Raw genomic sequence first — 14,127 nt, forward strand, 5'->3', positions numbered from 1 at the left:
CGGAAAACCAAGGTTTTCCGGGCTTTTTTTCATGTCCAGGAAGCGCTGCCGATGCTTGACTGGTTAATTCTCGGGAGGGGTGCATTCAGTCTTTGTTAACCACGATCTGAAAGGTTTGGTTCATCGAAGCGCGATGGGATTTGCGCTCTCCGGGAGCCATGCAGGGGCTCCGACTTTTCAGACAGGAACGGACATGCCAGTCATTACATTCGCAAACACTAAAGGCGGCGCCGGCAAGACGACTGCCGCGCTGATCCTGGCGACCGAACTGGCGCGCACCGGCGCCCGTGTCACCATTCTCGATGCCGACCCGCAGCACTGGATTTCCCATTGGCACGATATTTCGGGGAAGGTTCCGAATATCGAGGTGATCTCCTATGTGACGATGGCGTCGATCCAGACGCATATCAACGACCACCGGGCAAAGACCGACTATTTCATCATCGATCTCGCTGGAGCCCGCAACACGCTGATGGCAACCGCCATTGGGCTGTCGGACCATGTGATGATCCCGATCCAGGGCTGCGCCATGGATGCCAAGGGCGGCGCCCAGGTGCTGGAGCTGCTCGGTTATCTCGAAGAAAAGGCGGGTATCCGCATTAATCATTCCGTCGTTCTGACGCGCGTCAACTCGCTGGTGACGACACGGGCGTTGCAGGTGGTTAAGCAGTTGCTCTCCGAGCGCTCTGTGCCGGTACTTGATACCCCGATCATCGAGCGCGCGGCCTTCCGCGATATTTTCGATTGCGGCGGTACGCTTCAGACGATGGACCCGGCCCGGGTCAGCAATCTCGACAAGGCCTGTCATAACGCCCGCGCCTTCGGCGACGAAGTGCGCAGACTTGTTCCGCTCTGGTTGACCCGCAGCATGCGCCACGCCGCCTGAAGAGTTTTGGCCGGAAAATTCAACGCCGCGTGTTTTCACGCGGCGTATTGCGTTTGACGAAGTCTAAAATCGGCGGTCGATGAAATGCTTGGCTTGTGCGCCGGCATGATAGAAGGCCGATTTGACGCTGCGCAAAGGATCAGGTGTGATCGGCGTTTCGGCTAGCGGCAGCGCGTTCGGCTCACCCATGACGTGATTGGCCAGCGCACGGCCAAAGACCGTGCCCGGTGCGATGCCGCGCCCATTGTAACCGCTGACGGAAAAGACGTTCGGGGCCATCACGTGCATCTGCGGCAGGTTGTTGGTGGTCATGCCGATGCGGCCATCCCACCAGTATTCGAAGCGGAAATCGCCGAGCGCCGGAAACAGCTTGCCCAGCGAACGCTCGGCAAAGGCACGGTGGGTGCCTTCGGCCAGCGCATCGAGACGGCCGACGCTGCCGAAGATCAGGCGGTTCTGCTGGTCCATCCGGAACGAGGTCATCACCAGCCCGGTGTCCCAGCAGCCCTGGCGTTCCGGCAGGATGGTGCGGGCGATGTTGTCGGAGAGCGGATTGGTGGCGAACTGGAAGTAGGGCAGGATCGTCAGTTCCTGGGTATAGGATGTCCACGGCGTCTGGGCGAACATGTCGCCATAGGCGTTGGTCGCGACGATGACGGATTTGGCGGTGATCGTGCCGCCTCCGGCGGTCAGGCTCCAGAGGTCGCCCTTGCGTTGGGCGGAGCGCAGCGGCGTTTCGGTATAGATCTGCGCCCCGGCGGCAAGGGCCGCGCGGGCAAGGCCCCGGGCATAGGCCAAGGGCTGGATCGTTCCGGCCCGCCGGTCGAGCAGCGCGCCGGAAAAACCGGGCGCGCCGGTCAGTGTTTGGGCGCGGTCCGCATCGACTACCTCCACTGGTGCGCCAAAGGTCTTCCACTGGCGTTCACGGTCGCGGATGTCCTTCAGGCCCTCGGTGCCGACGGCCAGATGCAGCGTGCCTTTGCGCACGGCTTCGCAGGCGATGTTATGTTTTTCGACGAGTTGATAGACCAGCGACGGGCCGTCGCCGAGTTCGGTCAGAAGCCGCGTCCCCACCTGCGTTCCGAGCGTTGCAATCAGGTCCTCGGGCTTGGTCCACATGCCGGCATTGACGAGACCGACATTGCGGCCGGAGCCGCCAAAGCCGATCATTTTCGCTTCGGCGATCGCGACGTTGACGCCTTTTTCGGCAAGATGCAGGGCTGCAGATAATCCGGTAAAGCCGCCGCCGATCACCGCGACATCGACCGTGATATCGGTTGCAAGCGGCCCTGTCTGCGGGGCTGCAGGTGCCGTGGCATGCCAGAGGTTGGGAAGAGTACGTTCGGCGGCCATTACGGCATTCCTCGTCTATCGGAATTGGTGTTTCAGTTCTCCGACAGATAAAGCATCGCGGCAATGTCTTTTAATGACAATATCTGATGAGGTCATGAGGCCGGAATATCGGCCTTAGCCATCAATAGGGCATCAGGTGGGTGAGGTCGCGGCGTTACCAAGCTCAACGCCACGACCCCCGATCTCCGCCTCCGCGAAACTGTGCCCAATCATATCGCGTTCCGTACCGGCAAGCCGGTGCGGCGACGGGGTATGCGCGTCAAGGATGCAGTTGATCGTAACCTTGACGCAACCATCTTGACCCATGCAAGCGGCCCGTCACCCCCCAAATAGGGGAGGTTTTGGCAAATACACGTCTTTAGTCGAGGAATTCCACAGTCGTGCCGACACTGACCATCTTGGCGAGCTCCGTCGCGTCCCAGTTGGTCAGGCGAACGCAGCCATGGCTCTGGGTCTTGCCGATCTTGGACGGTTCCGGGGTGCCGTGGATGCCGTAGGTCGGCTTCGACAGCGCGATCCAGACCGTACCGACCGGACCGTTCGGACCAGGCTGCAAGGTCAGGACCTTGTCGTTTTCACCCTGCTTGAAATTGATCTTCGGGTTGTAGGTGTAGCCGGGGTTCAGGGCGATGCGATCGACCTGCACGGTTCCTGACGGCGATGGGGTGTCGGACGATCCGATGGTTGCCGGGTAGGCCGCAATCAGCGTGCCTGCCTCGTCATAGGCAAACACCTGCTTGCGATACTTGTCGGCGACGATGCGGGTAACCTTGCCCGACTTTGCCTCACCCGGATTGATGACCTTGATGATGGTGCCCGGGATGGTGAAATCGATGCCCGGGTTCAGTTCGCGCAGATAGGCTTCGTCCATGTGGAATTTTTCGCCCAGCATTTCCGTCGTCGATGTGAAGGAGAGGTGAGGCAACACGGCCTTATGGGCGTAATCCTCCGGAATGGAGGCAACGTAGGGGCCGGCCGCGTCGGCAGCGGTGATGGTATAGGTGGTGATCGGCAGGCCGCCGGTGAAGCGCAGACGCTCGAGAATATCGTCGGTATTGTTCGGATCCAGCGTTTCGCCGGTGGCCTGTTGCCAGGCTTCGATCGCCTTGGTCACATTGGAACCGGTCTTGCCGTCGATGACGCCCGGAGAAAAGCCTTCCCGATCAAGAAAAACCTGCAGTGCGGTGATTTCGGCGCTGGATTTCTTGGTGATCTGGGCGACGGATGGCAGCGTCTGGCGTGCGGGCGCGTTGTCCTCGGGCGGCAGGGCGGCCATGTCGTTCTCGTCCTGCATCGGCAGGCTTGCCGGCAATTCTTCACGCTCGACATTGCGCGGCGCCGAATCACGATAATCCGGGATCGACCCTGTGACGTCGCCCGGGCGCGAATAGCCCTGGTCGGTGAAGGCCGGATCGGAATAGCCATAGTCGGGATTAGTATAGACGTCGCGGTTGCGCTCACGGCGGCGCACGTCATTGCCTTGACGGCCCGATCCCATCACGGTCGCAACGACATTGCCCCAGCTATCGACCAGAACGGTTCGGCCTCGGCCATCGCGCATCATCCGCACGTCGCCGGATTCGGGCATGTAATCGAGAATCTCACCCTGCGGCGTCACCAGCACCGAATTAGGCGGCAGGCGTCCAAAGCTGTCCTGCGCCTCGGCTGCTGTGGCAAGAGCAAGCACGCTGACGGCGGAAAAAACGGCAAGGCGGGTTCTGGAAACGAACGTCACGGTGAAACCTGTTATCTGGCAGTTGAACTCGGGGCGTACAAATCAAATGGGACGTTAATATGAATAAACTGAATTCATTATGAACAGTTCCCTAAAATCCTTCGAAATCGGTGGGTTGCACGTTTTCGACAGGTGATGAACGCCTTTCGTTGCGCTAGTTTTGGCGTGTTACCGGTCCATCCGGCTGAGACGCACGGGAGAACATGCAATGTCGATCCAGATTTCTGGCGGTTCCAAGGAAGAAAGCTTCCAGATTCTTCTCGACCGGCAGTCTGCACTGGATATCGGTGCTTTCGTGGTTGATGGCGTCGATCTGTCGCCGGGGATCGCAATTCCGTCGGATGGCGACCGGCGTATCGATAATGCCCTGCAGGGTTTTTTCTTCACCTGCGGTCCGGATCACATACGGCATCCTGAGCCCATCGAAGGACTCGATGACGGGCAAACGTTCCCGTTGCACGGCTCACTCTGCGGCACGCCGGTCGGCCAAACCCAGATGCCGGCGCCGGGTGAACCGCCGGGCTGCACCGCGCAAACCGACGTGGTGCTCGCGAATGGTGGAACGGCAAGGTTCTCCCGGCAATGGTCTGTCAATGCCGATACGGCGGAGGTGACGCTGCTCGACCGTGTCACCAACACTGGAGACAGGGCGTTTGCGCCGATGCTGATGTATCACATGAATATCGGCGGCTGGCTTGCAGGTAACGAAACACAAATCGGCGGAACGATGTTCGGGGATGAAACGCGGCCCTGGCGGTTCGGCGAGGGCGACCGCGGGCTTTTCTGTCTACCGGCGGCACCCGGTGCCGAAGACGGCTGGGCGCAGGTGACACTCGGGCCTTTCGACGCACTGGCCGGCCGCTCCCTGGTCGTCCGGTTTTCCACGGACACATTGCCGTTCCTGCAGGTCTGGCGCTGCCAGATCGGCGCGGCCAATGTCATCGGCATCGAGCCTGTGTCCCACCGGCTTGCAAAGCGGACCGAGCTGGCTGCCGCCGGCGAAATGCCGATGCTCGAGCCGGGCGGGACGATCGAATACGCACTGGCGTTCCAGATCCGCTGATCCGCCTTTCCAATTGACGCGCTACGCGGCCGGTCTTACATCAGTCCGGGCATTATTTTGAGGAAGGCACAGCCATGGACATTCGCCAGATCAACGATGAATATTCGGTCACCGGACAGATTTCCGTCGAGGACCTCGATGCGATCAAGGCGCTGGGTTTCAAGTCCATCGTCTGCCATCGCCCGGATTTCGAACAGCCCGACCAGCCGCAGTTCGAAACGATCGCCGCCCGTGCCAAGGAACTCGGTCTTGACATCACCCATATCCCGGTCGGCCCAATGGGCGTGACCGCCGATGCCGTGCGCGAAATGGTCGATGCGCTGGATACGTTCGAGCGGCCGATGCTCGGCTATTGCCGCTCCGGAGCCCGATCGACCAATGTCTATCAGCAGACCCAGCACATTCGCGGCTGATATTTTGGACGGCGCGCATTCTTGCGATCGCGCGCCGGTCGTCCTTGGATGAAGCCTAGCCGTTCCGGATCTGGCTCAGCGTCCGCGTCGGCGTGATCGCTTCCGAATCGAGCCTGATCTCGATGATCGACGGCTTGCCGCTTTGGCGGGCGCGCTCGAAGGCACCGGCAAAATCCGCCGTCTTTTCGACGAGTTCGCCATGGCCGCCATAGGCGCGGGCAAAGGCTGCGAAATCCGGATTGGTCAGGTCGGTACCGCTGACCCGGCCCGGATATTCCCGCTCTTGATGCATGCGGATCGTGCCGTAGATGCCGTTGTTGATCACCAGAGTTATGATCGGCAGATTGTAGCGCACGGCGGTAGCAAATTCCTGCCCGTGCATCATGAAGCAGCCGTCACCGGCAAAGCAGATCACTTCGCGCTGCGGAAACAGCTGTTTGGCGGCAACGGCTGCCGGCAGGCCATAGCCCATCGAGCCGGATGTCGGGGCCGCCTGCGTGTTGAATTGCTGGAACCGGTGGAAGCGGTGCAGCCAGGTGGCGTAATTGCCGGCGCCATTGGCAAAGATCGTATCTTTTGCCGTGTTCGCTTCGATGTAGCGCATGATCGGCCCCATCTGCACGTCGCCGGGACCGGTTTCCGGCGGAGTGGACCAAGTGAGATAGGACTGGTGCATCCGTGCCGTCCGTTCGGACTGAGAACGTGGTTGCGCCCGGGTCAGGATCTCAAGGGCGGCGGCGAAATCGGCGGGGGAAGCAGCAATTGCCAGATCGGGACGGTAGACCCGGCCGAGTTCGCCGGGATCGGGATAGACATGGACCAGCGTCTGCCGCGGGTAGGGCACCTCCAAAAGGGTATAACCGGAGGATGGCATCTCGGAGAAGCGGCCGCCGACCAACAGCACGAGGTCTGCCTCGCGGATGTCCTTGGACAGCGCCGGGTTGATACCGATGCCGACATCTCCGGCGTAATTTGGATGCAGATGATCAAACAGCATCTGACGGCGGAATGAACAGCCGACCGGAAGGTCGAAGCGTTCGGCGAAAGACTGGAACTGCCGGACCGCCTGTTCGCTCCAGCGCGTGCCGCCGAGAATGGCGATCGGCCGTTCGGCCTTGGCGATGAGCTGCTCCAGCGCCTGCATCTGGCCGGGGCCGGGATGGCTTTCCACCGGTTGATAGGGCTTTGCCAGGACCGCTTCCGTCTTCTGCGTCAGCATGTCCTCCGGCAGGGTCAGAACCACCGGGCCGGGGCGGCCGGATGTGGCGACCGCAAAGGCACGGGTGACGAGCTCCGGGATGCGGGCGGGATCATCGATTTCGCCGACCCATTTGGCGATTTCGGTGAAGGCGCGGCGATATTCGATTTCCTGGAAGGCTTCGCGCTCGCGGGCATCGCGCTGGACCTGGCCGATGAACAGGATCATCGGGATCGAATCCTGGCGGGCAATATGCAGGCCGGCCGACGCGTTCATGGCGCCCGGACCGCGTGTCACCATGCAGATGCCGGGTTCGCCGGTCAGACGGCCCCAGGCGTCCGCCATCATCGCAGCGCCCCCCTCCTGGCGGCAGACCAGGACCTCGATATCGGTATCGTAGAGCGCGTCGAGCACGGCGAGATAGCTTTCGCCCGGTACGCAGGACACCCGCCTGACGCCGTTTGCCTTCAGCGCCTCAACGATCAATTCTCCGCCTGTCTTCATGTCTGCTCCTCCCAAAGCACGTCACTCACGTTTGTCAGATGGCCGGCGATACCGGCGCGATACCTGCTGTTTTGTTGACCCGGCGCTCGCGCCAGATGATGTAGAGGCCGGAACTGATGATGATGGCGATGCCCAGCCATTTCAGTGCGTCCGGCAGATGGCCGAACACCAGCCATCCGAAAATCGTCGCCGAGACGATTTCCAGATATTGCAGGGGCGCCAGCACCGAGGCGGGCGCGGCGCGATAGGCATAGACGCCAAGCACCCCGGAGATTGTCGCGGTGACGCCGACACCGAGCAGGTAAAGACCGGCAGTCGTATCCGGCACGACCGGATCGAAAATTTCCGACCCACTTCCGTCGCCGATGTAAAGCAGGATGCCGCAGAACACCGCACCCCAGACGCCGGCGTGAAACTGCATCGACCATGGGTCCTCGTTCTGCGCCACCAGACGGGTGACCAACAGGAAGATCGCCAGCCCGAAGGCCGAGACAATTGGCAAAAGTGCGATCCAGCCGACTTCCTGCATGCTTGGCTGGATGACCAGCAGAGCGCCGAAAAAGCCGACGCCGCAGGCGGTATACCGCCGCCAGCCGATGGTTTCCTTGAGGAAAATGCTGCCGAGGATGGTCAGGATGATCGGCTCGACGAAGAAGATGGCGATGGCATCGGCGACTTCCATCGCCTTCAGCGTGGTGATGAACGACAGCATGGTGACGACCAGCAGGCCGCCGCGCAGCATATGCAAGCCTGTCTTCTTCCAGGTGAGATCGAACAGCGTGCCGCGGAAGATGACAACAGGCAGGATGAAGATCATCTGCAGCACGAAGCGCACGGCGGTGATTTCAGCCGATGGAATTGTGGTGATGGCAAGTTTTGCAAAGATATCGATCAGTGGCGAGATCAGCACCGCGATGACCATCAGGGTGAGACCGAAGGAAACATCGTTGCTGCGTGTCGCCGGTTTTGCGGAAATGCCGGTCATGCCAGGTCTTTGCTCATTTCCGCTGCTCCACGACGCAGAGGCACCATGCGGCGAAATCCTGCATGGCGCCGTCGCGCTCAAGTTCGTTCAGGGTTTCGTGGCGCATTGACGGGTAGATGGTCGTCGTTACCTTTTCCAAGCCGGCTGCTCGCATACGCCCCGCCAGCCATGAGATTTCCCGGCCGCCATTGGTGGCTGGATCCTGGCCGCCGCCAACCAAGTGGACCGGCAAGTTTTTCGGCAGCCGGCTCAGCCGTTCCGGCTTTGCGCCGTCGAAGGTCAGAGTGAACAGGTCGATCCACATCGAAACGCTGGCATCGAAACCGCAGAGCGGGTCGTCGATGTATTTTCCCACTTCCACCGGATCGTGCGACAGCCAGTCATAGTCGGTCCTGCGGTCGGGGATTGTTTTGGCCCAGGCGGCGAATGTCAGTTTCGACAGCAGTCCGCTTGGCACATCGGAGCCTTTCAGCATTTTCTCGATGGCAAGCAGGGCTTGGGCTGCGCGTCCGGCCAGCCCCGGATTGAAATTCGAATTCCAGACAGCCAGTCCATCGTAAAGGCCCGGATCTTCTTCCGCGGCGTTCAGGGCGATCAGGCCGCCCATGGAATGGCCGAACAGGATGACGGGAAGGCCGGGATGACGGCTGGTGGTCATCATGCGCATTGCCCTGACGTCGTCGACGACCTTGGCTGCCCCTTGCGATTGCGCATAACGGCCGAGCGGTGCATCGGCGGCTTTTGTTGCGCCGTGGCCGCGATGATCATGCGCATAGACGTTGAAGCCGTGGGTGCCCATGACTTCAGCGAAGCGGGCATAACGGGCCGAATGTTCGGCCAAACCGTGGCTGACGAGCAGCACGGCCTTTTCCGGTGTGGCAGCGCGCCAGTGACGCCAGGCAATCGCGGCTCCGCTCGGGCTTTGCAACGTTTCGACCGTGGTGAACACCCCTTAGATCCTCCCAGTCGAAGTTCGTGCGCTGAACCGCTATCAAATTGATTTACCAGCCAAAGGCAACAAGCGCTTGGTGCTTGTTTGGTATCAGGTCAGAAAAAATCGATCGTGCATGGATTTCAGGTTGCAATTTTCCCGTTTTAATCGCAAGATGATCTTGTTTTGTTCTGTTTTGGGGGAGGCCGGCATGCAAAGGACTGTGAGGACTATCGTCGTGTCGTTTCTGCATCGTCTGGGGCTGATCATGATTGCCGCGATGTTTGTTTCACCGGTCTTTGCGGAGGAAAAAGCCACAGCCGCCAAGGGCAAGACCGAATACATTCTCGCTGTCAGCTGGCAGCCGGGCTTTTGCGAGATCCGCCCGACCCGCAAGGAATGCGCCGGGCAGACCGCAGAGCGCCATGACGCGACGCATTTTTCGCTGCATGGCCTCTGGCCAGTCAAAAAGAGCTATTGCGGCGTCTCTGCGGATATCAAGGCCCGTGATCAGAAAGGCGACTGGCTGGACTTGCCGCAATTGGCCATGGCTGAGGAAACTGCGGCCAAGCTGAAGGTGGCGATGCCCGGAACCCAATCCGGGCTCGACCGGCATCAATGGCTGCGCAGCGGCACATGCCATGGCGGTACCGCACAGGACTATTTTTCCGTGCAGCTTCGCCTTGTCGAGGACATCAATGGCTCGGCCGTTCGCACCCTGTTTGCCGGCCGGATCGGGCAGGATGTGACGGAGGGCGAGGTCAAGCAGGCGTTTGACGACAGTTTCGGCAAGGGGGCGGGCGACCGCGTCAGGATGCGCTGCCAGAAAGCCGGAGGCCGCAGCGTCGTCACCGGGCTGACGATCGGCCTGTCGGGCGATCTTTCGGCCAGTGCCGGCCTCTCAAGTCTGATCCTTGCCGCCGGTGATACCGATTTCAAATGCGCAAAAGGCACCGTCGATGCAGCCGGCATTCAGTGAATGGCGTTGCGAAAACCGGTTTCTTCATTGCTCCGCCGGGATAATTCGCCTACATAGCGGGCAAAATCCCATTCCGTCGGAGCAGTTTTCTCTATGGCACGTCAATTCATTTATCATATGTCCGGGCTGAACAAGTCCTACGGCACCAAGAAGGTGCTGGAGAATGTCAATCTGTCGTTCTATCCGGACGCCAAGATCGGTATCCTCGGCCCGAACGGCGCCGGTAAATCGACCGTGCTGCGCATCATGGCCGGGCTCGACACGGAATATACCGGCGAAGCCTGGGTCGCTCAGGGCGCGACCGTCGGCTACCTGGCGCAGGAGCCGCAGCTCGATCCCACCAAGACGGCGATGGAAAACGTCATGGAGGGCGTGGCCGACAAGACCGCCATCCTCGAGCGCTACAATGAACTGATGATGAACTATTCCGACGAAACGGCGGAAGAGGGTTCGAAGCTTCAGGACATTATCGACGGCCAGAACCTGTGGGATCTCGAAAGCCAGGTCGAAATGGCGATGGAAGCGCTGCGCTGCCCGCCCGGCGATGCGGATGTGACCAGCCTTTCGGGTGGTGAGCGCCGCCGTCTGGCATTGTGCAAGCTGCTGCTCTCCAAGCCGGACCTTTTGCTGCTCGACGAACCGACCAACCATCTCGACGCCGAAACCATCGGCTGGCTGGAAAATCATCTGCGCATGTATGCCGGCGCCGTGATGATGATCACCCACGATCGCTACTTCCTCGACAATGTCACGGGCTGGATCCTCGAGCTCGACCGTGGCCGCAGCATTCCCTACGAAGGCAACTACTCGGCATACCTGCTGGCCAAGGCCAAGCGCATGCAGCAGGAAAACCGTGAAGACGCGTCCCGCCAGAAGGCGATCAGCCGTGAACAGGAATGGATCGCGTCCAGCCCGAAAGCCCGTCAGTCGAAGTCGAAGGCCCGTATCAAGGCCTATGACGAACTGGTCGATGCGGCCGACAAGATGCGTCTTGGCGATGCGCAGATCATCATTCCGATCGGTGAGCGTCTCGGTCAGGTGGTTATCGAAGCCGAAAACATCACCAAGGGTTACGGCGACCGCGTGCTGATCGACGACCTGTCGATCAAGCTGCCGCCAGGCGGCATCGTCGGTGTGATCGGCCCGAACGGCGCCGGCAAGACGACGCTGTTCCGGATGATCACCGGCCAGGAAAAGCCGGATAGCGGCACATTCCGCGTCGGCGATTCCGTTAAGCTTGGTTATGTCGACCAGAGCCGCGATGCCCTTGATGGCGCTAAGACCGTCTGGGAGGAAATTTCCGGTGGTGCCGAAGTCATCAAGCTCGGCAAGCTGGAAATGAATTCGCGGGCCTATTGCGGCGCGTTCAACTTCAAGGGCACCGACCAGCAGCAGAAGGTCGGCAATCTCTCCGGTGGTCAGCGCAACCGCGTTCACCTTGCCAAGATGCTGAAGGCCGGTGGCAACGTGCTGCTGCTCGACGAACCGACAAACGACCTGGATACGGAAACACTGGCCGCGCTTGAAATCGCGCTGGAAAACTTCGCCGGCTGCGCCGTAATCATCAGCCACGATCGCATGTTCCTCGACCGGCTGGCCACGCATATCCTCGCCTTCGAAGGCGACAGCCATGTGGAGTGGTTCGAAGGCAACTTCGAAGACTACGAGAAGGACAAGATCCGCCGCCTCGGTCCGGAATCGGTCAACCCGAGCCGCGTCAGCTACAAGCGCCTGACGCGATAGACGGGACGGCTTCATTGGCTGCGCTGTCATTGCGAGCAGTCAATTGTTTCTCCTGCTAAAAATAAATCAAGGCGGTCCGCGCGGGCCGCCTTTTTCATGTCCCGATGCTCGGGGGCCATGCGACATTTCACCTTGCGGAAAATCCGGAAATCACATAAACATATCTTTATGTGTTGATGGGGTGAATAATGGCGCGAGAACACGGGCTGGGACTGGACGAGTTGGTCGACGTGCTGAAGGCAGCGGGCGAGCCGACGCGCATGCGTCTTCTGGCGCTTCTGGCTGCCGGCGACCTGACCGTGACTGATCTTACCGAAATTCTCGGTCAATCGCAGCCCCGAATTTCACGGCATCTGAAGCTGCTTGCGGAAGTTGCCCTGATCGATCGCTATCAGGAGGGCGCCTGGGCCTATTTTCGCCTGAGGGGCGAGGGCGCGGGTGTTGCGCTGGTGCGCGACCTTCTCTCGGCTTCCGATATAACCGACGCGGTGCTGACGCGCGACGGCGAGCGGTTGGCGGCGCTGAAACAGGCGCGCTCCGAAAAGGCACAGGACTATTTCAGCCGCAATGCCTCCGAGTGGGACGAGTTGCGCCGTCTGCATGTCAGCGAAGCGGATGTCGAGGCGGCCTTGAAAAAGGTTATCGGCACCGAGCCGGTCGATGGCCTGCTCGATCTCGGAACAGGCACCGGCCGCATCCTCCAGCTTCTGGAAGGACTGTATCGCCGTGGCGTCGGCGTCGATGCCAGCCGTGACATGCTGGCCGTGGCCCGCGCCAATCTCGATCGCGCCGGCATCACCAAAGCTTCGATCCGGCATGGCGATATCTTCAACCTGCCGCTCGACGGCCGTCAGTTCGATCTCGTCACCATCCACCAGGTCCTGCACTTCCTGCCGCAGCCGCAAGCGGCGATTGCCGAAGCTGCCCGCATGCTTGTGCCCGGCGGCCGGCTGGCGATCATCGATCTTGCTCCGCATACGTTGGAATATCTGCGGGACGATCATGCGCACATGCGGCTCGGCTTTTCGCGCCAGACGATGGCCGACTGGCTGGAAAAGGCCGGGCTTTGCGTCGAAGAGACGGTGGACCTGACGCCGGAGACGGATCGGGACCGGCAACTGACAGTGACCATCTGGCTTGCCCGCGATCAGCGGCAGGCTGCGACAATCGATACACCCGAGGGCAAGCGCGCTCTCGCCCATGCCGGGAGGACATGACATGCCGATACACACCCTTTACCCGGCCGAACGTGGCAACCTGCGTCTGTCCTTCGAGTATTTCCCGCCGAAGAATGACGACATGGAAATCCAGCTTTTCCAGACTGTTTCCGCACTCTCCGCCTTCGATCCCGCTTTCGTGACGATGACCTATGGCGCCGGCGGTTCCACCAAGGCGCGTTCGCTGACGGCGGTACGGCGGATGATCCACGACGAGGGGATTGCCAGCACCGCTGCGCACCTGACATGCGTGGGGGCGACCAGAGCGGAGATCGATCTGGTTGTGGAGGAGTTCATCGACAATGGCGTTCGCCATTTCGTAGCGCTGCGCGGTGACCCGCAGGGCGGTATCGGGGTGCGCTACGAGCCGTTTCCGGATGGCTATGAAAACGCCGCCGCACTTGTGGCGGCAATCCGGGCCAGGGGGGATTTCGAGATCTCGGTGTCCGCCTATCCGGAAAAGCATCCGGAAAGCCCGGATGTCGATGCCGATATCGACATGCTGAAGCGCAAGGTCGACAATGGCGCGACGCGGGCGCTCACCCAGTTCTTTTTTGATAACAATGATTTCGAGCGTTATCTTGAACGCGTTCGGCGAGCGGGCATTACTATTCCCGTCGTCCCGGGCATCATGCCGATCAACAATCTTGCGGGGATCACCAAGTTTTCCGGGCTCTGTGGTGCAAAGGTGCCCGAGGCTATCGTCACCCGGCTGGTTCATCTTGATGAAAGTCCGGAAGAACGCTTCAAGGAGGCCACTCATATCGCCGCCGAGCAGATCGTCGATCTGGCGCGCCGTGGCCTTCGCGATTTCCATCTCTATACGATGAACCGTGCGCCGCTGGTGGCAGCCGTGTGCGATCTGGTTGGCTTCGAGCGGGTGGCGCCGGCTGCGGTTCAATCCCGTTCGGCGGGTGCCGCTGCCTGAAAAGAGCGAGCGAGGCACTGCTGCAGACAGAAAGAAGCCCTTGGAACCGGATGGTTTCAAGGGCTTTTGTCTTTGGCAGCTTCAGCTTTGCGGTCCTCTTGGAGCGCCTGCCTTGCTGGATCTTGCTGCAATGGATTGCGGTTTTAAAGCCCTTCCGTATCGACTGGACTATTTCCTGATGCTTTCAGATAA

The 14,127-nt window shown here is 60.6% G+C and carries 12 protein-coding genes; 7 read left to right on the forward strand and 5 right to left on the reverse strand.

The features are described from left to right. Window positions 1-193: 193 nt before the first annotated feature. Window positions 194-886, forward strand: coding sequence for an AAA family ATPase (locus ACP7E6_RS02525; protein WP_426227592.1), 693 nt, complete (start codon window positions 194-196; stop codon window positions 884-886). Window positions 887-949: 63 nt separating this feature from the next. Here ACP7E6_RS02525 and ACP7E6_RS02530 read toward each other — a convergent pair whose 3' ends face one another. Beyond that, entirely contained in the window at window positions 950-2,239 is a 1,290-nt protein-coding gene (locus tag ACP7E6_RS02530; protein WP_426227594.1) for an NAD(P)/FAD-dependent oxidoreductase, read from the reverse strand. Window positions 2,240-2,597: 358 nt separating this feature from the next. After that, the gene (locus ACP7E6_RS02535) at window positions 2,598-3,974 is read right to left on the reverse strand and encodes a L,D-transpeptidase family protein (protein ID WP_426227595.1); all 1,377 of its coding nucleotides are present in this window, start codon (window positions 3,972-3,974) and stop codon (window positions 2,598-2,600) included. A 208-nt stretch (window positions 3,975-4,182) separates the two neighbouring features. Here ACP7E6_RS02535 and ACP7E6_RS02540 point away from each other — a divergent pair, with 208 nt between their 5' ends. Both ACP7E6_RS02540 and ACP7E6_RS02545 read left to right on the forward strand, forming a co-directional pair. Further along, the gene (locus ACP7E6_RS02540) at window positions 4,183-5,037 is read left to right on the forward strand and encodes a DUF4432 family protein (protein WP_426227597.1); all 855 of its coding nucleotides are present in this window, start codon (window positions 4,183-4,185) and stop codon (window positions 5,035-5,037) included. A gap of 74 nt (window positions 5,038-5,111) precedes the next feature. Further along, window positions 5,112-5,450, forward strand: coding sequence for a TIGR01244 family sulfur transferase (locus ACP7E6_RS02545; RefSeq protein WP_037209235.1), 339 nt, complete (start codon window positions 5,112-5,114; stop codon window positions 5,448-5,450). Window positions 5,451-5,505: 55 nt separating this feature from the next. On the opposite strand, the gene ACP7E6_RS02550 is transcribed toward ACP7E6_RS02545, so the two are convergent. Genes ACP7E6_RS02550 through ACP7E6_RS02560 form a run of 3 tightly spaced genes read right to left on the reverse strand, consistent with a single transcriptional unit; the run spans window position 5,506 to window position 9,086 of the window. Next, window positions 5,506-7,152 (reverse strand): thiamine pyrophosphate-binding protein, encoded by a 1,647-nt coding sequence (locus tag ACP7E6_RS02550; RefSeq protein WP_426227599.1) that lies wholly within the window; start codon window positions 7,150-7,152, stop codon window positions 5,506-5,508. A gap of 34 nt (window positions 7,153-7,186) precedes the next feature. Next, entirely contained in the window at window positions 7,187-8,137 is a 951-nt protein-coding gene (locus ACP7E6_RS02555) for a DMT family transporter (RefSeq protein ID WP_426227601.1), read from the reverse strand. Between the two features lie 13 nt (window positions 8,138-8,150). Continuing rightward, entirely contained in the window at window positions 8,151-9,086 is a 936-nt protein-coding gene (locus ACP7E6_RS02560; RefSeq protein ID WP_426227603.1) for an alpha/beta fold hydrolase, read from the reverse strand. A 262-nt stretch (window positions 9,087-9,348) separates the two neighbouring features. Between ACP7E6_RS02560 and ACP7E6_RS02565 the strand changes: the two genes are divergently transcribed. From ACP7E6_RS02565 to metF, 4 genes are all read left to right on the forward strand, one after another. Next, window positions 9,349-10,047: a ribonuclease T2 gene (locus ACP7E6_RS02565; protein ID WP_426228524.1), complete on the forward strand. Its 699-nt coding sequence runs from the start codon at window positions 9,349-9,351 to the stop codon at window positions 10,045-10,047. A 93-nt stretch (window positions 10,048-10,140) separates the two neighbouring features. Continuing rightward, on the forward strand, window positions 10,141-11,790 hold the full coding sequence (gene ettA, locus ACP7E6_RS02570) for an energy-dependent translational throttle protein EttA (RefSeq protein WP_426227605.1): 1,650 nt from the start codon (window positions 10,141-10,143) through the stop codon (window positions 11,788-11,790). Between the two features lie 188 nt (window positions 11,791-11,978). Then, entirely contained in the window at window positions 11,979-13,007 is a 1,029-nt protein-coding gene (locus ACP7E6_RS02575) for an ArsR/SmtB family transcription factor (protein ID WP_426227607.1), read from the forward strand. 1 nt (window position 13,008) lies between these two features. Beyond that, window positions 13,009-13,935, forward strand: a complete 927-nt coding sequence (metF, locus tag ACP7E6_RS02580) for a methylenetetrahydrofolate reductase [NAD(P)H] (RefSeq protein ID WP_426227609.1) — start codon at window positions 13,009-13,011, stop codon at window positions 13,933-13,935. Window positions 13,936-14,127 lie beyond the last annotated feature (192 nt).

Origin of the sequence: Pararhizobium sp. DWP3-4, from assembly GCF_049898205.1 — a bacterium.
In the GTDB taxonomy this organism is placed as follows: Bacteria; Pseudomonadota; Alphaproteobacteria; order Rhizobiales; family Rhizobiaceae; genus Pararhizobium.